We start from the raw sequence: 22,307 nt of genomic DNA on the forward strand, positions 1-22,307 counted from the left end.
CGTTCGACCGCAATGCCTCGCACAAGGAAAAATCCCTTCGTCCGCTTTGCGGACTCCCGGTCTTTTTCTCCTAAGCTATTGCGGTCGAACGATCGGGATTTACTTGTAAATTTATCGGGCGGTGAACTTTGTGCAAGTCACCTGCGGCGAACAAAAGGATTTACAAAATGCCCCGATAAATTTACACGTACCCACAGATTCTCGCAGCTGCTTCGCTGAAAGCCTCTGGCTTTCGCTCCCGCATCTGCTCCATCCGTGGGCACTTCGTAAATCCCGATCGTTATGTGGCATTTTAAACAACCATCATTCTAACTATGGGAGCTTGGGGGAAAGGAATACTTCAGAACGACACAACCGCAGACATTTGGGTAGAGTTTAAAGAACTTTATAACAAAGGATTTACTCCAAAAGAGATCAGACTTAAACTTGAAAAAGAATACAAGCCACAAAGTGACACAGAATATTATGGAGAAATATGGACAGGAATTGCTTACGGTCAATGGATGTGTGGCGACGTAGAAGATTATACTTACAAGAAGCTAAATGACGCTACTAAGTTAAAGTGGCTGACACTTTGGGCGGACGACAAAAAGCTTCTTGAAAAAAGGGTTAAAGCAATTTCTGATTTCATACAAAAAATTCAAACACCAAAACCAAATCCATTAAGAAGGAAGAAAATTGTAGAGCGACCGTTAATCTATAAAAAGGGTGACATTATTGCATTAGAAATTGACGACGAAAATTCTCTAACAGGAATTGTCGTTGATACTAATGACCATCCCAACTATTTAGAGAACACCATAGTTCTTACTGACCTTGTATTTACTGACAGACCAACCGAAAAGCAAATCTTGAACACCAACGTACTATACCTTGACATTGGCGGCGAGTATCGTTATCATCGGGGCTTTTTTAGAGCAATGTTTACTACAAAAAACATGGCAAGAAAAGCCAAGCAGACTACAAAAATTGGTGAAATAAAAATAAAAGATTGTCTTTCCGTGGGAAATGGATTGAAAATTGGCGACTGGAGCAAGATAGCAGCTTTATATTTTGAGCAAATCGAGTTTTTAAAAACAAATAAGTCTGATAAGCCATTTAATGTGTCAGTTAAAGAGCTAATAAATCCAAACCAAAAATTGCAAGACAAACTTATCCATTGGGACAAAAAGTTATTCCAAGAAAAATTAGAAAGCAGACGACAAAACGCCACATAACATTGGTATTGCCAATAGCGGGGCTTGACCTTGGAGCAATCAGCAGCGGCAATCCTGCTGTACTGCCGTTCGGGGCTTGACGAATAAAGCCCAGCTTTAGTTCTTAATATTTTAAATTTATCAAAAAGTCAGGCAGCAGTTCCGGCGGACGGAATTCTATTTCCCCACCATCGGCAATACCTGGCCCGTTGTATGCAATTTATGGAAAGAGCTTTCGATTGAATCTTAAAGACACAAGCTAAGTGCTACTCAATGCCCCGACACTTATTCATATTGCTCCTGATACTGGCAACAATTTATTCTTGTAAGACTGGTTCATCAGACAAAACGAATAAATTCAAAAATATTAGTAAGGCCGCATTGATTGACTCTATAATTAAATTCAATGCATATGAGGGACAATACGAAGGCCTGACTGGCGACACAACCGAACAATGGCACTACTTCACCGAATTTTCAAAACGATACTCTGAAAAGGAGTTAACACAACTTTGTAATCATCAGAACCCACTCATTCGTTGCCTTGCATTTCAAGCACTTGCTGACAATTGCAGTTCTAATGTTTATGACATTCTATTAAATCATTTATCTGACACGACTGAATTTGAAAGATTTTACGGCTGCTTAGGCGGCACTGACAGAGTTACAGACAATTTCCTAGATGCTGTCGGCTATGATAAAGAAACTCCAACAAAATTTAATTTAACAGAAGAACAATTCAATTACATTGATTCAGTCTTGCTTTATAGAGATGAAATAAAAATGAGGTCAGGTCTAAGTGACATAGAACTTCGGTCGAGGCGCTATATGTTGGAAAGATTAAAACCAATTCCGCATTTTTATACTCGAATAAGAGAGATTGCTAAAGCCGGAGTATATGAGGCTTTACCAATACTCGCAAAGTATAAGAACCCCGCTGACACTTCAATTTTTATTAGTTTTTTACTTGACGATGAATTTAGCAACCGAGGAAGAACCATGACGATTTATGTGCGCCGAGCAATAAGACATTTTCCTCATCCATCATTTTATTCTATTCTCAAAAAGCAACTAATAAAAGAAGTTGGCACTAACGCCATTTGGGACGGCGTCGAATGTTATCCCTTGTATGTCGCATTAGCACAATATCCAAACAAAGAAACACGAAAGCTATTCGAACAAGTAATAAAAGATTCACCGGAAGGTGAAGTTCAGGAACGTTCAAAATTTATTTACTACGCAGTAAACAAAGACACGACAAAAATTTTCGAGGGAGTAGTAAAGTATAAGCCAAACACTGAAGAATATTAAAATGCATACAACAAACGCATTTGTGCTATTGGGGTGCGACGCAAAGCGTCGTTCAACAACAGTAACGCTATTCAGCTTTTTGTCCCAGCCTGACATTTACTATTGAGCAACAGAATAAATTTTCTACTTTAGTTCTTCGTTCGGCAGCCGTCGCCGGGGGAGACGAATAGATGAAGTCCCCAACAGCACAAATGCCTGAACGTTCGACCGCAATGCCTTGCACAAGGAAAAATCCCTTCGTCCGCTTTGCGGACTCCCGGTCTTTTTCTCCTAAGCTATTGCGGTCGAACGATCGGGATTTACTTGTAAATTTATCGGGTAGTGAACTTTGTGCAAGTCACCTGCGGCGAACAAAAGGATTTACAAAATGCCCCGATAAATTTACACGTACCCACAGATTCTCGCAGCTGCTTCGCTGAAAGCCTCTGGCTTTCGCTCCCGCATCTGCTCCATCCGTGGGCACTTCGTAAATCCCGATCGTTAGGCGCAAACGTTCTGTCAGTCATTATGAGTAAAATTTCCTTTAGCAGTTTTCTAAAGTTATGTGAACTCAACTCTGGCGAAAAGTATGTTGAGGAAGTTCTATATACAATTCGGAACTCTGAGTGCCTTTTTCATCCTGGCATAATAATGCCAAATGAACATATTGCCAGCCTTTATAAGTTTAGACTTGAAAATGCCAAAGAAAGCAATAGGTTGAGCAAAGATGCCCTAAACGATTACGAGAACACTGTTTCCGCCTTACTAAGTACAAAATCCACTGATTTAGCCTTGGCGACACTTTATAGCGATGAATATGGTTTTGTTGTCTTCTATGAACCGTTGTCAAAGAAGATATTAGGGGTGTTGAAATCTAAAAATAATTCAACACTCCATGCGATGGAAGAACACAACACGGACACTATTAATCAAGGATTGTCCTCTGGATTTCAGAAATACTCAAAAGGAGAATTTGTGAAAGATTGGAGATAATATGCGCCTAACAGTTGCTTACCAAAATAGCGGCTGAAATGCAACTATGAAACAGCAGAACAAATTGTTTACTTTGGATTTTAAATCAGCGAAGGAATTGCCAATGCCGCTACTTCGGTAAGCAGTTCTACGTTGTATGATATTTTAAAGCGAGTGTACCAGTTAGTAAAATAAACATGATACAATGAATAAGAAAATAATAATCCAATTACTTTATTGCATAACAATAATACCGTGTTCTGTTATACTATTAATCCTTGTAATGATTGCTGGCTCTTGTAGTACAACCAAGCCAAAACATTTCCTTAAATCAGATATTGGTGGGCTGCAAGACAGCCTGCTGGTGGACAGAGATGGCAACAAATATTACATAAGAAAAATGTTAGATAATAATCACTGGATGACCACCAACTTGAAACTAAATATCCCTGGTTCTTATTGCTACGATAATGCAGATAATAATTGTGAACGCTATGGACGTTTATATACGTGGGAAGCAGCCCAAAATGGATGTGCCCTGTTAGGTGAAGGATGGCGGCTTCCTACTAATGATGAATGGCAGAAATTGGCTGCATTATATGGTGGTTTCACGGCAGATTCGATTGAAAACCGAAAGAAAGCATACAGTACATTGATGATTTCAGGGAATGCCGGATTCAATGCTGTATTAGGTGGAGGTCGAGACACTGACGGCGGATATCGTCGCATAGAGGCTCATGGGTTTTATTGGACGGCAACAGAAAATGATAGCCTTACGGCTTGGTATTCAAACTTTGGAAAGAACTCCCAGTCTCTTTACCACCAATATGGAGGTGAAAAAAAAGACGCATCCGCTGTCCGTTGCATCAAGAGTATTGGTACATTAAAATAAATATCAGCAATGGAAAATCTGGATAGTAAAATGTTAGAAGCGGCTTTAAATGGCAATTTAACCACTGTTGAAGAATTGGTTTTGAAAGGAGCAAATATTAATTACATTGACGCATGGGGCAATTTTGCTGCATTTTCTGCTGCCTGGGATGGTAATACAAAAGCGCTGGATTTATTTTACAATTTAGGAGCAAAAATATCATTTGAAAATGCTAACCTGCTTTGTAATGCAGCCTACAATGGCAAAGTAGATTCAGTTAAATGGTTATTAAATAAAGGTGAGGATGCTAATTTTTCTTTTACAGATACAGGAGAAAATGCCTTGCATTATACAATTAGCAAGACAAGTGAAATGGATGAAAGAACAGAAATCGTAAAGATTTTAATAGCCGCGGGTACAGATGTTACTAAAAAAACTACAGCAGGTAAACCGACCCTTTGCTTTATGCGTGACGCTTACCTTAAAGGAGAATCACCGTTACATAGAGCTGCGGCATTTGGAAATGTACCTATTGTAAAAATGTTGTTGGAGGCTGGTGCTGACCCTTCCATGAAAGACGCAAATGGTGATACACCTATTTCGTGGGGGAGCTGGTATTTGAGAGACGCAGATATATTGCGTTTGTTAGTTTATGAAGGAATATCTGGTATTCATTAATCTGTTACTGCGGACAACTTCATCAATTTACAACCAAATAAGACGTACAAAAAACATCACACAACAAATAAGGCTTCGTCGGGTGCGCAGCACCAACGATGAAGCCTCGGTTGTACGGAACCTTCGGTAGTTTGTTGATCGTATTATGGGGATTGCGATGAAGGGAAAGATCTTTTGCAGAAGCCGGGGGTGTTGGTATTCATCAGTCACCTATAGAATCGGTAGATGTTATGTAACTGGAGTCTCTTGTGGTTTGCCTGATGCCTGTGTATTTCTTCTCTTTGATGTTAATTGATGCTATTTCTTTTATTGATAACATGACATTGCCCCGCCGCATTACGCAACTTCTTTTTTCGCCTGTGTCGGTGTTCCCAGCCTGTAATGCGCCTTTGTTGTGTGTTGCGCCTGGATTTTGTGCGAGGCCAATCACCAACAAAGCTGGTATAGAAACACTAATCTTTACTTGTTATAGCAATCAGTGTAATAAACAGAAAATGGTCTCCTTCATTTCGGTTTGTTGGTGTTTTGCATTCACACTATCTATGCACAACACGCAACAACGGCTGCCTGCTTTCCCGAAAGACTCGCAAAGGGGAAAAAGTATAATACTATTTTGTTAACTATGAGTATTTATTATTTTTATGCATAGCGTATTATACATTAATATACGTGTTGAACATAATTTAATACATGAACAATTATTTGCGAGCTATAATCTTTCCTGGCATCATTATGATAGGCTGTACATCCAAGAAGAAAAACAGTGTTGCAATAGATCAAATTCAGCAATATGCTTTTATTAAAAAGGTCACTAAAGCTGCTGATTCGGTATCTTTAAATGTTGACTACGTACAATACTTCACGGGAGATTCTGCAGCCATCGCGGCTAAAAAAGCAGGAGAGGCGGATAGTTTTAGAACTGCAGATGGGTGTAATTCATTATACTGCTTTAAACGACTACTTTATTGCAAATGAGAACCTCACCATAAGAACATTTCGGGTCGCTGAAAATTGTGAATATGATCTAATTCTCTGGCTTGACAGGGTTCATTCAATTAAAGGAAATTCCCTTACAAGTCTTGAAAAAATATACAAAGACAACTTATTTCGTCTTACAATTTCTAATAATCAGGTAGTTAAGGTTCAGGAAGTGTTTATCCCATAACACTCTGTGCGCACGGGTTGCCGTTGTTCACCGGCCTATACAAATTGGAATAAATCAAAATGAAAAAGATAGCCCTGATCCTTTTTACAATTGTTGCCGGAGTCGTTGTCTATTTCTCCTCAAGTAGTGAGGTCACCAAAAATCTTGACACATATATTTATGATCTTCCTTTTCAGGCAGGTACAAGTCATAAAGTTGTACAGGGATATGGCGGTATGTTTTCACATAAGAATAAAGCCGCTTTAGATTTTTATATGCCGGAAGGAACGCCTATTTGCGCTGCAAGGGAAGGGATCATTTATAGTTTCAAAGATGATAGTAATGAAGGAGGGCTTTTTACAAAATATCGAAAGAGGGCCAACTATATAATTATTAAACATCCTGATGGCAGCTTTGGATGTTACTGGCATTTAAAGAAAAACGGTGTAGTCGTAAAAAAAGGAAAGGTTCATAAGGGCCAACTGATTGGATATAGTGGAAGTACAGGCATCGTATTACAACCTCACTTGCATTTTGCTGTAAAACGTAAACTAAATTACAATAAGGACTCGTTTGTCAGGACAAAGTTCAAAACTACCCAGGGGGTTCAAATTTTGGAAAGCCGCGAAAGATATGAGAAGCCTTTAAAATGAATGCGCACAATCCTTGTTGGTGTGCGCCGGGCTTTTCTCGCCTGTGTTGGCGTTCCCAACCTGTAAACCGACTTTGTTGTGTGTTGCACCAGGCTTTGGTGCGAAGCAATCACCAACAAAGCTGGCATAGGACACATACCCATGCGCAACACGCAACAACGGCCGCCTGCCTTTCCGAAAGACCCGCAAAGGGAATTTTATGAACTAATCTTAAACTGACGAGGGGTATTCTGCTAAATAAAAACGGCAGCCAATCGGGTAGGCCGGGAGAGTTTCATCCAAAGCATTTTTTTCGCCAAAATTTCTCACCCTGATTAAACCCACATTTTTTTTCTTAAGTTTGAATAGCAGCATTTCCTTTAGTGGAAATTTTGTAATCATCTTTCCCCATTCCGCATACCTTCTGATTCTGGTTACCGCAGTATCTCTTGCCAATGATAGGATAGCTTGCCTGGTACATTTTTCATCGTCTAAATATTTTTGGTATGAACCGGATCAAACAACTGGACAGTATCAGGGCTATTGCCATTCTGCTGGTGATGATGCACCACGCACCATTGGGCCTCATTACTAATTTTCTTTCAATTTACCCGTTGGGTGCAAATGTCTTTTTTGTACTGAGCGGATTTTTAATAACCGGCATCCTGCTTCGGGCGCAGAAGACTATAGCTCCCGGCGCCGGTAAGTTTACTGTATTCCGCAATTTTATCCTGAGCAGGGCCCTTCGCATTTTCCCATTGTATTTTCTAACGTTGCTTTTCCTGCTGCTGACCGGCAGCAGCGATAAAAACAGCTTCATCTATTTGTTTACGTTCACATCCAATTTCTATTTTTATTCCATCGGGGAATGGGATCATTCAACGGCACATTTGTGGTCCATATCGGTGCAGGAGCAGTTCTATTTTCTCTGGCCCTGGGTTATATTGCTCTGCAGCCGTCGCTACCTGCCGCAAGTTTTTAGCCTGTTTATTGTTGCCGGCATTGTCAGTCATTTTTTTACAGGCTTCTCTGAGTTTGGCACTATTCTTACCACGGATTGTTTCGATTCGCTTGGCATGGGTGCGCTGCTGGCATGGATAGTTAATGATCGTCCGCTGATGCTGGAAAAGGCCTATCGCTTTATACGAGCTGCCGGTATTGCCAGTATCATTATTTTGCTGCTCTTTATTGTTACGGGCATACCGTTTGTATTGAAGCGTACATTGGTTTCGGTACTGGCAGCCTGGCTGATAGCTGCAGTGATGTACAGGGACCAACTGGGAACAGCGAATCGAATGATCCTGCTAAATAGCAAGGCACTGTCGTTTGTCGGCAAAATAAGTTTCGGACTTTATTTATTTCATCCCCTGGTTCCGGTTTATACAAAAGAGCCGCTCGATTGGTTGATCAACAGCCGGCTGCCGGCTTCGCTGGATTCATATCAAGTTTTTTTCCTGGTAGCAGAAAACCTGGTGATACTTATTTTGCTAGCCTGGCTGCTATGGCGATTTATAGAAAAGCCATTTGTGAGCCTGAAGAGATACCTGCCAGTCAAAAAAGAGGAACTGGCACTGCAGCCGGCCCCCATACAGGCGTCGTAAATTTCTTTTACAGGTCAGCAATACCATTCAACGAGTATCCGGTGTTTCAGCGCAGGCGAAAATGTCGTTATACAAAAATATTTTCTCGCCTGTATGGCTTTCCCAACCTGTAAACCGCTTTTGTTGTGTGTTGCGCCGGCCTTGTGCGGGGCAATCACCAACAAAGCTGGCATACGACACTAATCTTTACTTGTTACTTCAATCGCCGTAATAAACAGAGAATGGCCTCCCCTATTTTGGTTGTTTGTGTCCTGCATTCACACATGCCCCTGCGCAACACGCAACAACGGCCGCCTGCTTTCCTGAAAGATCTGCAAAGGGAAAGATCCGACTTCTCCGAAAATTCTTATTTTTATAGTGTAAGTTTTAAGTATGTCAAAAGAGGAAATTAAACACGAAATAAATAAAGTGCTTGATCATTTATCTGACAAGACTCTCCAGGACATTCTCTCGTTACTAAAAAACATTGAGGGAAAGCAAACTTTTTCGCATGTTGATCGCACAATTTTCGATAAAATCATATCGGAAGACAAAGAGCTCCTGGAGAAACTTGCTAAATGATACCAATTAACGAAGTCGAACATCTACATCGAATTCTTATTGACAAATTTGGTGGCACACATGGCATCAGAGACAAATCAGCGTTAGCGTCTGCCCTCGCCAGAGACCCTTTCAAACTTTCGACGGAAATGAATTATATCCGTCCATTTTAGAAAAGGCCGGCTCTTTGATTGAAAGCATTTTAATCAATCATCCCTTCGTCGACGGCAATAAAAGGACTGGTTATACTCTTTTAAGACTCTTTCTCATCCAAAACGGAAGAGACATAACCGCATCACAGGACGACAAATATGAGTTTGTAATTAACATTGCTTCCGGATCTCTTAAATATGACAGTATCGTTGCCTGGCTGATTTCTAATACAGAAAAGATGAACGGCTAACACCCGGTCTTTTTTGGCAATGCTGGCAGAAGAATATATTCTCACCCTCCTTAATCCTCTTCGAAAACTGATCGATCTTCTTTTCATCATCCCCGTATTATAAACATAGAATGACCTCCCTCATTTCGGTTGTTGGTGTCCTGCATTCACACATACCCATGCGCAACACGACACAACGGCCGCCTGCTTTCCCCAAAGACCCGAAAAAGGGGAATTAAACATAATTCAACTTTAATCTAAATTTAAGCTGACGGGACAAAGGATGTCGCTGCTGCCAGCAAGCTCTATTCCGTTAGTGGTACTCAAAAATCAATCTATGCAAACCAACTTACTTTGGGCCGGCCGGGAATACCATTCCATAGAGAATTGTTTAGTAGACACTACCAATAAAGGCTCAGCAATTACTTCGACCATTATTGGTTATTATGACAATAAGATTTACAAAGTAGAATACCGGATTAAAACAAATCATAATTGGGAAACTGTATTCTTTGAGATCAACAGCCGGCATAGCAACCGAACTCAATTTATCACATTTGAAGGCGACGGGAAAGGTAACTGGACCACTAATAATAAACAAGCCGACTTGTTTAAAGGTTGCATTGACATTGATATCCCATTAACACCTTTTACAAATACCTTACCCATTAACAGGCTTAAATTAATTCAAGACCAGGAACAGGAAATACAGGTGATCTATCTCGACCTGCTAGAAGAGCAAATAAAACCCGTGCGGCAAAAGTATAAACGACTTTCAAATACGGAGTATCACTATGAGAACGTTCCTAATGATTTTGAAGCCAACATCGAGGTTGACGAATCCGGTTTGGTCATTGATTATCCAACGTTGTTCGTAAGAACGGCGGCACTAAAAACAAACTACCACTCATAGAACTATGTTGATTGACAAACAGGTAATCATTGTCTTGTTATTTGCCGCAGCAAATCCATCGGGTAGCATGTTCAGATAGTTCTGGCGAAACCACCTGTCACGTTTTTCATAAAACTATTCTTCCTCCGCTGTATCTTCACTTTAATAAACCTTAATCATTGCTATGCGGATACTATTCCTGATACTCGTTACATGCGTTACCTTATCCTGTCATTCACAACAACACAATTTACAAGACCGCATAAAAGCGGTAGAAAATCACCTGGCTCCGGACCTGGTCTTCGGAGATACCCTGCCAAAGTTGAATCTGCAAAAACAAATGGAAGCTTACGGTATCAATGGCTTGAGCATTGCCGTGATCAAAGATCATAAACTGGATTGGGCCAGGGGTTATGGCTGGGCAGACCTTGAAGAAAAAAGACCCGTAACTATCAATACAAGATTCCAGGCCGCTTCCATCAGCAAAAGCATCAACAGCCTTGCCTTGTTGAAACTGGTAGAACAGGGAAAGATTGATCTGCATACTGATATTAATACATACCTCCAATCCTGGCAGTTTCCCTACGATAGTCTGTCGAAAAACAAAAAGATCACCCTCGCCAACCTGTTAAGCCATACGGCTGGCATTTCAGTACATGGTTTCCGGGGTTATACTGTGACGGAAGAACGTCCTACGGTTGTACAAATCCTTGATGGGGTTAAGCCGGCCAATTCCAAAGCTGTTCGTTCTTTGTTTGAACCGGGGCTGAAATTTCAGTATTCGGGTGGAGGCACGACGATCACACAACTATTACTCACCGGCATTACCGGCAAACGCTACGAAGAATATATGCAACAGGAAATATTAAAACCATTGGGTATGTCGAACAGCTTCTTTACGCAACCTCCCGCTGCCGGCACGCCTGAACTAGCTACTGCTTATACAAACGGTAAGGCTATAAATGGCAAATACCACGTGTATCCCGAACAAGCGGCGGCTGGTCTCTGGACTACGCCTTCGGATTTGGCGAAGTATATTATCGAAACACAATTAGCCTACAAAAACAAATCCGCGAAAATACTTAACGCTGCCTCTACACAAAAAAGATTGACGCCGTATATCGATAGCAATGCGGCTCTTGGTGTATTTATTGTCAAAAAAGGTGATGATCGCTATTTTAATCACAATGGCGGCAATGAAGGTTTCCTGTGTACATCATACGGCAGCCTCGAAGGTGGCAATGGTGTAGTGATCATGATTAATGGCGACAAATATTCGATCATTCCTGAAGTACTGAATAGTGTGGCCCGTGTATATGGCTGGAAAGATTTTTACAAACCTGTTTTTAAATCCGTTTACTACCCTCCTAAGGATACGCTTTCAAAATACACAGGTAATTATCTGCTGTTTAAGGATACGATCTCTATAAACTTCTGCGGAGAAACGCTGTGTGTCCGTCAAAATGGTCAGCCGGCTTCAGGATTTAAACTCATATTTACAAGTTCCACTGAATTCAGTATTCCCGAAATACCTAATGCCAGCATTCGCATGTTATTCAAAGAAGGAAAGGTCAGCTCATTTGAACTAACCCAGGGAGGTACATTTATTGCGGAAAAACTGGATTAGGTTTTCCTGGCAGGTTTCACAGGCCGTTAGCCTATTGCATTAAATTTAGGTTTCGATAACCAAATTCTATTCTGCAGAAATATTCAATCCGCCAGTCATACGATATGAAACACATCTACCTTTTAATCCCATTAGTGACATTAATAATGATCTCATGTAACGGAAAACAAGATCAAAGCAAATCCAGGAGCATAAAGCATTGTGCTGATAGCGAAGAGATTAATAAATCTTTTAAATTCCACAGTCATCTCTTAAATTTTAGAATCAATCCTGTAAACACTATTGGTGATCTGGCCTACCAGAGATAGCATCAAACACAGTGAAATTTCCCCGGCCTTCCAGGGTCTCCTTCTCTTCGGCTAAGTGAGCGGTCCCGCCGGAGTTTGATCAGCCAAGCCAACGAATAAGTATACTTCGTACATTTAATAGTAACATGAACGAAACTAACAAAGAGAACAGTGCCGAACCTGGCAAAAAAAGATTTATTTGAGCTCTTTACCGAAATTGTTGGTTGGCTTCAAATAGTTGCTTCTCCCTTCTTAACAGGACTTGCAATTGGCTTAATTATTTATTTTTCGTCACAGAACAAAGCCGGGTTTATCATAGCAATTCTTGTTGCAACAATCGGTCTTATTACAGGAATTGTATGGGCCAATAGAGTTTGGAAAAAGCAAGGAACTATTCATTTTATGTCAGGGATCAAGGCAACTCCTGAACTTGACAAGATTAAAGATGAAAACGAAAATTAGCTCACGCCATACTTTTAGTGAATAATACAACAATGAAGAAAACACTGATAAAACACTTTTTATACTTTTCCCAAATCAGGCCGGTAGCGGGCCGTTTCTCGCCCGTGTTGGTGTTCCCAACGTGTGCCTTTTTTGCCTGGAACAACTGCCGGATATCTTGGGCTTACACTGCAAGCAGAATAAGTGTAACATTTTTTTACGTATGCTGCATGCATCATCATCCTCATAGTTATCGGCAGTTCTCATGTAACCAATATAAAATGGACAATATGCCTTCTCCATTTTTTTGAAAAAGTTGTAGATTTACTACATGAAAGCAGCAATTCAATACTTAAATGACCAAACAGGGAAAACCAAGGCTGTACAGCTTCCAATAAGTTATTGGACAAGATTAATGAACAAGTTAAATAAATATGAACAAATGCTCAAGGTAAAATCTGACTTGACCCAAGCCTTTGAAGAAGTAAAGAAAATGCGCCAGGGAAAAATCAAAAAGCAATCTTTACAAGATTTCCTGGATGAGTTATAATGTTATCCCTACACCGACCTTCAAATCTCAAGCAAAAAGATTAATTAAAAAAATTCTCCTCTCTTAAAAAGGAGTTGTCAGACTTATCCGACACCTAATCACTGACACCGGACATCGGGACAGCATTAGGCAGTGACACCTACAAAATTCGTTTACCAGTGAAAAGCAAGCGCAAAGGTAAAAGCGGAGGGATGAGAATTATCACATTCAAGATTGACAAAAACAAAGAAGTTTATCTCCTGACCATTTTACGACAAATCAGAAATTGCTTCCATTGATGACAGAGCTATAAAATCCCTTATTAGACAAATAATGGAATAAAAAAGGCTTGCATCAGTGAGAGCAATATGTCATACAAAAGAGATAGCGATTATGTGTGATGTGAAGCCTGATAAATGCCAGGAGCCTTATAAAGCATCTTATTAAAATCAATGCATCATGTGTTGATCATACTCCTCACCCCGCCTTAATCCTCTTTGAAAACTGATCTATCTTCTTTTCATCATCCCCGTATAACAACAACTTTTTATCCGCCGAGTATAAAAACATCCCGGGATATTTCTGTGGCTTGAACTTACTGATAAAATCATAGCGGGTATCCTGCAGCAACACCACATGTTTTTGATTGACCAGGTTTTTTCCATACCTGCTCATAAATTCATTGATCCTTGCCGGGTTGGCCATCGACACCAGGTAAACGGCCGCTTTCTTAAATTCCTGGTGATGCAGGTTGATGTATTGCATGGCATGCTGGCAATGATCGCAATCCGTGTCCACAAAAACAAAGAAAGACATTTTACCAGCCGTCAAATTAGTTGGGTTGAACACCGCACCATCCAGCGTCGCAAACTGGAAGGCCGGAATGCTTTTACTCGGTTCCTGTGTCCAACTTGTAATGGAACAACCGATCACTATTAATAAGCTCAATATATTTTTCATATTATTTCCAGATTGATTTTAACGGCCCGTAGTTCAGTTCTTTTACCACCATGCCATCGCTTTGAATTTGAATTTTTGTATACGGTTCGTTAGGAAAAAATATATCCGTCATCACGGTGAGACCATTATCGGCAAACAATTCGACAGAGGCATTGTCCAGCAACAGTGTGAGATCGGTTTTATCACCGGCCGCCAGTCGTGGCGCCACATGTTTGGCAGCAAATCCCTTTTCAAACGAAACAATACCCGATTGTGTACGATCGATATAATAATTATTGGCCGCCTTGTCATAACCTACTATTAATTTTTCACCGGCTTCATTGGAAAATTGAATGCTGTATGATTTAATAGCGTCCGAGCTTAGCGATAGTTGATAAGGTCCATTCGGCTTACCTGTTTTAGCAACCAGGTCATAATTAGTGGCAGCAATATTCTGCAACATCACAGAGTTGTTTTGTATCGCTTCCAGTTCCTTCACGGGTCGGGAGCTGACAAAATATTTTTCACCGATCTTTTCGAGATGCAGATCGCGGGCAATGGTAGCTGCACCGCGCCATTGTTGGGTGGGCGCAATGTTAGCGTATTGCCAGTTGTTCATCCAGCCGATAAATATTCTTCTATTACCCGTATTCGACCAGGTGATGCCGGCATAATTATCTGTGCCGTAGTCAATCCATCTGGTATCTGTTTGAAAGGGCGTAAACGTGTTGCCATCAAAACGGCCGGTGAAGTATTGTGTAGCCGATCCGCCATTGGGTCCGCCGGGGTTAATGCTCACCAGCAATACCCAAATTTTTTCTCCATTATAATCTAATGCAAACAAATCAGGACATTCCCATACGCCACCATGCGCACCAAACTCTTTTCCGAATTCACTTTCCTTTGTCCAGTTTTTTAAATCCTTCGAGGAATAAAAAGTGATATGATCAAGTGTAGCCAATGTCATGATCCATTTTTTTCCTTCTTCGTACCAGCTCACTTTAGGGTCACGAAAATCACGGATACCTGGATTTTTTACAACAGGGTTACCGTCATACTTGGTCCATGTTTGTCCCTCATCCAAACTATAAGCGATACTTTGATTTTGAAAAACAATGCTGCCATTCTTTTCGCCTTTCGGATCATGATGAGTAAAGATGGCGATCATCGGGGGCTTGCCATCTTCACCAAAACCAGACGTGTTGTTGACATCCATAACGGCACTTCCGGAAAAAATATAACCCAAACTATCAGGATATAAAGCTATTGGCTGATGCTGCCAATGAACCAGGTCCTTGCTGGTTGCATGCGCCCAGTGCATAGGACCCCATATCGTGCTATCAGGATAATGTTGGTAAAACAAATGATACACCCCGTTGTGGTACACCATACCATTGGGATCATTCATCCATTTTGATTTGGGCGAGAAGTGAACCTGCGGACGGTGTTGTTCCTGGTATTCGCTGTCGGGCACATTTTTTACAGCACCGCAGGAGGCAATTAGGAAACTGATCAGCACATAGTACAAAAACGATTTCATCCCGCTTATGCTTATAGTATTAACAGATAAAATTTTCATGATTCTCTTGTTTAACTCAACTACAGTTATATCTATGCATCTAAAGACCAATATCTATGCACCGGATGTTGATTGATTCATATTCTGAAGTGCAGGCTGTCCAGGGCTTATTTTATTTTTTATCTTACTACAGGCAACTGCACCAAACCTTAATAGAAAAATGATTCATAAATCACCAACCTTATTACATTATTTTAATCCGATTTCTCAAAAACTGTGCAGAATTGCTAATCTCTTTCGACCAATAAGGTAATAAGGTTCATTCATTCAAGTAACTTTTTTCCTACTAAGGTTTAGGTGATGCAAATCGATGTTGCTTTGAAAGCCAACTTAATCTAACTACCTAAAGCAAATATTTTTTCCGACGCCTCAAAAGATTACTTAGTTGCTATGTTGGTTGATCCCTTTTTTGAAATGCAGGGCTATCAAAAGCTTATTTTGGTTTTTCCTACTCAACAACACCACCAAACCTTAGTAGAAAAATGATTCATAAACCGCCAACCTTATTACATTATTTTAATCCGATTTCTAAAAGACTGCGCAAAATTGATAGTCTCCTTCGATCAATAAAGTAATAAGGATCATTCATTCAAATAATTTTTTCTACTAAGGTCAGGTGATATAAACCGAATGTTGTTTTAAGAACTTTCCTGGTCAGAATACCCAAAACCATCTTTCCCGCATCTCCAAAATAAGAATTGCCATTATTTTTTCATCACACCTAATAGCCTAGTACCCGGGGTTTTGTTTATACAATCCATTTGTAAACGTAATCTCAGATTGCGGAATCGGCAGGTATTCATCTCTCCCCGCTGTGAAAACAGCTGTTGCCAAAAAGGACCTCCTGTTTTTTTCAACAGCGATATAGGCATTTAAAGTAGGCGCAGCAATGCCCCATCTTACTAGGTCAAAAAAGCGGTGACCTTCTGTTGCAAACTCCAATCTTCTCTCCCATTGCAATGCCTGGCGGGCATAAGCCTGTGTCCAACCAGCAGCGGGATAAGGCTGTACATTATATTTGGAGGCAAATGTGCCATCTAATTTTTTCAGCTTGCTGGTGCTCGCTGCTGCCCTTGCTCTTACCTGGTTGATCAATGGCAATGCTTTATCTTGTTGACCCAACTCGATATAGGCTTCTGCCTGCATCAACAATACTTCGTCGTAACGAATAATATCATAGTTTTTGGCGACGCCCATAAATGGCCCGTTTTTGAAATAGGATGAGCTATTGGCAAGTTGCTGATTACGCATTGTATGAAAATTGCCATACACACCCGGATCACGTACCCAGCTATTGCTGAACAATTTTGTGTTATCATACTTGTACACGTGTCCGTCAATGCCCACAGTATGATCCAGCCTCACATCCACCGTAGCGGTTTTTAAATCAGCAATGCCATTATTGAATGTGGTAAAGTTGGGCAAACCGTTGGCATCTGTGGTGTGTGCATTCACCAGGTTTTGACTACCGGCATGAAAACCACAGCAACCATATTGCGGCGCACCATGTGGGTAGTTCAATCCATCTTCATAATTCAATCGACCGGATGTAGTACCATCGTTAATGGTAAACTGGATGGCAAATATTGATTCAGGACCATTTTCGGTTTCGGGCAAAAAGTTATCAGCGATATCGGCGCTTAATGAATATTTACCGGATGCAATAACTGACTGAGTTAAGTCAACTACTTCCTGCAATCTTGTTTGATTGATACTGACAACCTGGTGTGTTGCATTTTGTTCATAGGCCTGGAACAATCTCAATTTTGCCAGGTAAGCCTGGGCGGCGTATTTATTGGGTCTGCCCAGTTGTGCCTGGGTTTCCGGTAAATTATCAATAGCATATTGAAAATCGGCAGCTATCTTATTCCATGATTCATCATTGGGCAGATCGTTTGATACTTTCAGAATTTCTTCCTCGGTTGCATTCTCATCAAAGATGGGAATGTTCTTGTACAACAATTTCATGGTGAAATAACTGTGTGCCCGGAGAAATTTTAATTCAGCCACCCTTGATTTTTTTTGCGGAAAGTCTGCATCCGCCAATGCATTCACAGCACGCAATGCTACATTGGCCCGTGAAATGGATTTGAACAGATTCTTCCAGGTCCGCGACACAAAAGCGTCCATGGTCGGCTGAACAAGATTGTAATGTTCCATCGCATCAATCTCACCCACATCACCAGTACCGCCACCGCCTTTATAAGCATCGTCTGAACGAACACTTCCATAGGCCCAGTTGCTATAAATAGGACCGATCATATCTCCATTACCGATACCGGAATAGGCAGCAGTCACAAGACCTTCTATCGCAGAGGGAGAAGTGAGGTCTGCGGAGGATAATACACCAGTTGGTATATAGTCCAGTTGTTTTTTACAGGAACTGACCAACAGCATTCCTGAAGCTATGACAGCAATTATATTTTTCTTTTGCATTTTGATTACTTTTTTGATTTACTTAAAATGATGCGTTAATACCAAAAGTGTAAATCTTAGGTACGGGTATCGGCCCCAGGTCTATTCTTTCCGGGTCGGGGCTTAAATGATCTTTACTCTTAAACCAGAATAAATTTTCTGCCATTAAAAAGAAACGCAGTCTTGAGAAAACAGATTTCTTCTCCAGGCTATAGCCCAATTGAATATTTCTCATTTTGAAATACGAAGTGCTTACCATGAAATAGTCGGATGTGCGGCCCTCATTGTTATTATCCTTTAAGGTTAATGCAGGCACTTTAGTATTGGTATGAGTAGGCGTCCATCCATCGAATACACCAGGTCCAACATTCTCTCTACTTTTCATCAGGTTATTGAAAACAGTATACACATCAAATCCTTCCCTGCCTGCCACACCCGAACCGAATATGGACAGGTCAAACTTTTTATAATTAGCATCTATCCTGATACCATATTCCAAAGCCGGAAGTGTGGTACCGATCCAGGTGCGATCGAGGTCATTGATCACTTTGTCGTTATTAATATCAACATAACGGATCCTGCCGGGACCAGCGCCGATCTGTGTAGGAGCGCCATCTACTTCACTTTGTGATTGGAACAATCCAGCAGTCTTGTACCCGAAGATGTCAAATTGTGAATGACCGATAATGGTATTAACCAAATTACCCGGGTATGCAGGACGTACTGCCTCCGGCAACTCTGTGATCTTATCCCTGAAATGAGCAAAGTTTAATTGCACGTTGTAAGCAAAATCGCCAATTCTTTCACCGCGATAGCCCAGCACCAATTCCCAACCCCTGTTGGTTTTGGATGCGCCATTCACTGTCTTCTGTTGTCCTTCACCTAATGCAGATGCGATGGGTGGTGTAATAAGAATGCCTGTTGTCTTTCTTGAAAAATAATCGAATGAGCCGAAAATTTTATTTTTCATTAAAGCGAAATCAACACCTGCATTCACTTCATCAGTGGTTTCCCATTTCAACCTTGAGTTCGCTGCTTGTGTTTGAACAAAACCTGATGGCAGTATACCGGTATTCCCACCAGCCAATGCATAAGCTGTTCCGATATTCATGTATTGCTCCCAGAACCCGCCTACCAAATCGGACAAAGCTGTTCCATATCTTGTGTCAAACAAACCAAAGCGGCTCAGGTCACCAATCTGTTGGTTACCCACACGACCAATACCGGCTCTTAGTTTTAATTCAGTAAACAGTTTACTATCCAACATAAAAGATTCCCGGTCTATTCTCCAACCAACAGAAGCGGCTGGGAAAAAGCCATAACGATTGTCTTCGCCAAAACGGGAAGAACCATCCCGGCGAAGTGTTACTGATGCAAGGTATCTGTCATCGTGGTTATAGTCAATACGACCAAACAAGGAGAACAAACGGTTACCAGTTGAACCACCGACAACTTTGGTATTACCTGTGCCGGCACTTAAGGTAAAATATTCTTCCGTTTGAATAGTAAAGCCCTCTTTCCTGGTGTTTTTATAGTCAAGATCTGTTTTGATATACTCTGTACCGGCAAGGAATTTGAAATTATTGTCGCTGTTCAAATCCCAGTTGTAGCGAACCGTGTTGGAAAAAGTATAACTCAAATATCTGTTTTCATCCAGGGTCAAACTATTGGTTGTCCGGTTAAACGCACCTTCGTTAAATGTTGGCAGAATTGTTTTGTTCAGGTAAGTAGCATAATCAGCACCCAGCGTTGATTTGAAAAACAAATTGCGGATGGGTTGTATTTCTACAAACGCACTACCAAAAGAAGACAAGCGGTTGGCGTTATCCCATCTTGACAAGTATTGCATGTGCAAAGGGTTATTCCTGTCGGAATAACCGGCACCGGAAGCACCTGCAAAGGTCACACCGTCTTTTTGATAAACAGGAATCGTTGGCGCCAATGTAACGGCTAACCCTGTAGTGGATGCACCACCAATATCTCTTGATACCAATGTTTCATTCGAGTTGGCAACACGGATGTTTACACCAAATGTAGCTTTGTTATTAAACCCTCTTGTAATAGCATTGATGCTTCCGCTCATTCTTTCATAACCGGTGTAACGCAACATGCCCGTATTTTTATAATAACCGAGATTTACTTCCAGTGATGAATTCCGGTTACCGGCCGAAGCAGTTAAACTGTTATTGGTTACCAAACCTGTTTTATACATTACATCCTGCCAGTCGGTATTACCTGCGGGGGTATTTTGATCGCCACCAACAAATGGTTTCACCGTTACCGAGTTCAACACAGGATTGTCAAAATCATTGTTCCAGTTGAAATCATAAATTTCACCATAAGCACCTGCAGGGTCCTGCTTGTCATTCACTGAAGCCTGCCACAAAGCTTTACCCCTGTCAACAGAATTCAGCATATCAAAACGGGATGCTTTTTCTGACTGAGCAGAAACACTGGAGTTAAATTGAAAGTTTACTTTTCCATCTGTATTACCGCCATTTTTAGTAGTAACGATAATAACACCATTTGATGCACGGGCGCCATATACAGAAGCCGCAGACGCATCTTTTAACACCTGCACTGATGCAATCACTGCAGGATCTAAGTTTTGAAATACTTCAGGCCTTGTGGTTGGTATTCCATCAATGATATAAAGCGGATCATTTACACCCAATGTATTCGATCCTCTTATCAGTATCCTTGAATTACTACCATTGGGCGAACCACCATTTTTTTCAATGTACAAACCTGCCACTCTTCCTTGCAGGGCCTGCATCGTGTTGCCCGAACTGTTATTCTTAATGGGTGCAAGATCCACAACGGCTACCGCACCGGTCAAATCTTTTTTACGCTGTGCCGTGTAACCGGTAACTACTACAATTTCTTCCTCCTTGACACCTTCTTCCATCTCAACAGCGAAGCTCAGGTTGTCGCCGGTTACTTTGAGTGTAACAGGCTTTCTTCCTACAGATGTCAACGTGAGATCATCACCCGGCGCCGCTTCAATGGAAAATTTTCCCATTACATCTGTCAACACCGTTTTATTTTTTGATTGAACAGAAACACCCGGCAATGGTGTTTTATCTGATTTTGCTGTGACTGTACCGGTAATGGTTTTTTGCTGTGCAAATGAAATGATTGCCAGCAACAGCAACGGAAACAAGAAAAGCAGTCTTCTCATAATGGCAATTTTTAAAAGTTTAAAAAATTAGGAACGTTCATGTTTAGGATAAATAAGAGTGCATCATCATCCCGCCGCGTGACGGCAGATGAAGGCATGAGAGAAGAACCGGGATCAACCGGATCAACCGACAAAAGATCTGCATAGGCAGCATTGTTCTTTTTCATTGACAGCAGTTTTAGTTATTGAATGATTACAGCGCTTCGTGAAGCAGCGAGTTTTTGTATATCAGTTATTTCGTAAGCGGGCCAGCCACCGGTTTTTGATGTGACCAATGCACCCAGGGCACTGGCAAAGGCCAGCGACTCTTTGGGCCCGGAATTATTTAATTGTCTGAAAAGAAAAGCAGCGAGAAATGAATCACCACTTCCGATAGTATCAGCCACATCGACCACATAGCCCGGGTGTCCATAGAGCTCACCTTCTATATTTACCATAGCGCCATCGCCGCCCATCGTAACAATAATTTGGGGCACTTTGAATCTATCCTGTATGATGGCGATGCGGTCAGTCATCGTTTTATACCTGGTAAACCAGCCGGTGATCAGTTCCAGCTCCGCACTATTCATTTTTATGATATCGGCCCTGCTTAACAGATCTTCCACCAGGTGGCGATTAAAATGCGGCGGACGCAGGTTAATGTCAAGCACTTTTTGCTGCGCAGTTTCTAATAATGAAAACAGCGTATTTCGGGAAGTGGTGTTTCGGTTGACAAGACTGCCAAAAACGAAGTGACTGGCGCTTTTTACCAATTTAACGGTATCGTCATCCAGCGCAATAAAATCCCAGGCTGCCGGTGCCACAATATCATATTGCATTTCGCCATGTTCATTAGCGGTAGCGTTGACAATACCTGTTGGAATGTCATAGTCCAGTTGAATATGATCCGTGGCTATACCATTTTCATTCAACAGGTCAATTAGTTTTTTACCCCGCTCATCAATGCCTACACGGGTGACAATGCCCGGATCCAGTCCCAGTTTGCGAAGATGATAGGCCACATTCATTGGAGCACCGCCGGGCACGGCTCCTGCAGGAAGTATGTCCCATAAGATTTCACCAAAACAAACTATTTTTTTTGCATCGGTCATATCAAACGTTTTTGTTTTTA

The 22,307-nt window shown here is 41.2% G+C and carries 19 protein-coding genes; 12 read left to right on the top strand and 7 right to left on the bottom strand.

Going from position 1 to position 22,307, the window contains the following annotated elements:
- Window positions 1-314 precede the first annotated feature (314 nt).
- The 7 genes from ACFEL9_RS25685 to ACFEL9_RS25715 all read left to right on the top strand — a co-directional run bounded on the left by ACFEL9_RS25685 (window position 315) and on the right by ACFEL9_RS25715 (window position 8,384).
- Window positions 315-1,217: a hypothetical protein gene (locus ACFEL9_RS25685; protein ID WP_385896153.1), complete on the top strand. Its 903-nt coding sequence runs from the start codon at window positions 315-317 to the stop codon at window positions 1,215-1,217.
- A gap of 273 nt (window positions 1,218-1,490) precedes the next feature.
- On the top strand, window positions 1,491-2,507 hold the full coding sequence (locus ACFEL9_RS25690; protein ID WP_385896155.1) for a hypothetical protein: 1,017 nt from the start codon (window positions 1,491-1,493) through the stop codon (window positions 2,505-2,507).
- A 507-nt stretch (window positions 2,508-3,014) separates the two neighbouring features.
- Window positions 3,015-3,479 (top strand): hypothetical protein, encoded by a 465-nt coding sequence (locus tag ACFEL9_RS25695; RefSeq protein ID WP_385896158.1) that lies wholly within the window; start codon window positions 3,015-3,017, stop codon window positions 3,477-3,479.
- 184 nt (window positions 3,480-3,663) lie between these two features.
- Window positions 3,664-4,350, top strand: a complete 687-nt coding sequence (locus tag ACFEL9_RS25700; RefSeq protein WP_385896160.1) for an FISUMP domain-containing protein — start codon at window positions 3,664-3,666, stop codon at window positions 4,348-4,350.
- Window positions 4,351-4,359: 9 nt separating this feature from the next.
- Window positions 4,360-5,007, top strand: a complete 648-nt coding sequence (locus ACFEL9_RS25705; RefSeq protein WP_385896163.1) for an ankyrin repeat domain-containing protein — start codon at window positions 4,360-4,362, stop codon at window positions 5,005-5,007.
- Window positions 5,008-6,231: 1,224 nt separating this feature from the next.
- Window positions 6,232-6,804: a peptidoglycan DD-metalloendopeptidase family protein gene (locus tag ACFEL9_RS25710; protein ID WP_385896165.1), complete on the top strand. Its 573-nt coding sequence runs from the start codon at window positions 6,232-6,234 to the stop codon at window positions 6,802-6,804.
- Window positions 6,805-7,289: 485 nt separating this feature from the next.
- Window positions 7,290-8,384, top strand: coding sequence for an acyltransferase family protein (locus tag ACFEL9_RS25715; protein WP_385896168.1), 1,095 nt, complete (start codon window positions 7,290-7,292; stop codon window positions 8,382-8,384).
- A 14-nt stretch (window positions 8,385-8,398) separates the two neighbouring features.
- Here the strand turns inward: ACFEL9_RS25715 and ACFEL9_RS25720 are convergent, their stop codons facing one another.
- Window positions 8,399-8,557: a hypothetical protein gene (locus ACFEL9_RS25720; RefSeq protein ID WP_385896171.1), complete on the bottom strand. Its 159-nt coding sequence runs from the start codon at window positions 8,555-8,557 to the stop codon at window positions 8,399-8,401.
- Window positions 8,558-9,021: 464 nt separating this feature from the next.
- Here ACFEL9_RS25720 and ACFEL9_RS25725 point away from each other — a divergent pair, with 464 nt between their 5' ends.
- The 5 genes from ACFEL9_RS25725 (at window position 9,022) to ACFEL9_RS25745 (ending at window position 13,103) form a co-directional block, all read left to right on the top strand.
- Window positions 9,022-9,327 carry a type II toxin-antitoxin system death-on-curing family toxin gene (locus ACFEL9_RS25725; RefSeq protein WP_385896200.1) on the top strand — a complete coding sequence of 102 codons (306 nt, stop codon included), beginning with the start codon at window positions 9,022-9,024 and terminating at the stop codon, window positions 9,325-9,327.
- Window positions 9,328-9,643: 316 nt separating this feature from the next.
- On the top strand, window positions 9,644-10,219 hold the full coding sequence (locus ACFEL9_RS25730) for a putative glycolipid-binding domain-containing protein (protein WP_385896173.1): 576 nt from the start codon (window positions 9,644-9,646) through the stop codon (window positions 10,217-10,219).
- A gap of 163 nt (window positions 10,220-10,382) precedes the next feature.
- Entirely contained in the window at window positions 10,383-11,825 is a 1,443-nt protein-coding gene (locus ACFEL9_RS25735) for a serine hydrolase domain-containing protein (RefSeq protein ID WP_385896176.1), read from the top strand.
- A 458-nt stretch (window positions 11,826-12,283) separates the two neighbouring features.
- Complete coding sequence (locus ACFEL9_RS25740) at window positions 12,284-12,574, top strand: hypothetical protein (protein WP_385896177.1); 291 nt, start codon at window positions 12,284-12,286, stop codon at window positions 12,572-12,574.
- Between the two features lie 310 nt (window positions 12,575-12,884).
- A complete protein-coding gene (locus ACFEL9_RS25745) occupies window positions 12,885-13,103 on the top strand; it encodes a hypothetical protein (RefSeq protein WP_385896180.1) in 219 nt (72 codons plus the stop codon).
- A gap of 456 nt (window positions 13,104-13,559) precedes the next feature.
- Here ACFEL9_RS25745 and ACFEL9_RS25750 read toward each other — a convergent pair whose 3' ends face one another.
- From ACFEL9_RS25750 to ACFEL9_RS25775, 6 genes are all read right to left on the bottom strand, one after another.
- On the bottom strand, window positions 13,560-14,042 hold the full coding sequence (locus ACFEL9_RS25750) for a TlpA family protein disulfide reductase (protein ID WP_385896182.1): 483 nt from the start codon (window positions 14,040-14,042) through the stop codon (window positions 13,560-13,562).
- A gap of 1 nt (window position 14,043) precedes the next feature.
- Entirely contained in the window at window positions 14,044-15,600 is a 1,557-nt protein-coding gene (locus ACFEL9_RS25755) for a glycoside hydrolase family 32 protein (protein ID WP_385896184.1), read from the bottom strand.
- A gap of 729 nt (window positions 15,601-16,329) precedes the next feature.
- Entirely contained in the window at window positions 16,330-18,036 is a 1,707-nt protein-coding gene (locus tag ACFEL9_RS25760) for a RagB/SusD family nutrient uptake outer membrane protein (RefSeq protein ID WP_385896187.1), read from the bottom strand.
- Window positions 18,037-18,058: 22 nt separating this feature from the next.
- Window positions 18,059-21,196 carry a SusC/RagA family TonB-linked outer membrane protein gene (locus tag ACFEL9_RS25765; RefSeq protein ID WP_385896190.1) on the bottom strand — a complete coding sequence of 1,046 codons (3,138 nt, stop codon included), beginning with the start codon at window positions 21,194-21,196 and terminating at the stop codon, window positions 18,059-18,061.
- 11 nt (window positions 21,197-21,207) lie between these two features.
- Complete coding sequence (locus ACFEL9_RS25770) at window positions 21,208-21,363, bottom strand: hypothetical protein (RefSeq protein WP_385896193.1); 156 nt, start codon at window positions 21,361-21,363, stop codon at window positions 21,208-21,210.
- A gap of 15 nt (window positions 21,364-21,378) precedes the next feature.
- The gene (locus ACFEL9_RS25775) at window positions 21,379-22,287 is read right to left on the bottom strand and encodes a carbohydrate kinase family protein (protein ID WP_385896194.1); all 909 of its coding nucleotides are present in this window, start codon (window positions 22,285-22,287) and stop codon (window positions 21,379-21,381) included.
- Between the last annotated feature and the right edge of the window lie 20 nt (window positions 22,288-22,307).

This window comes from Terrimonas alba (assembly GCF_042434975.1).
GTDB classification, from domain to species: Bacteria; Bacteroidota; Bacteroidia; order Chitinophagales; family Chitinophagaceae; genus Terrimonas_B; species Terrimonas_B alba.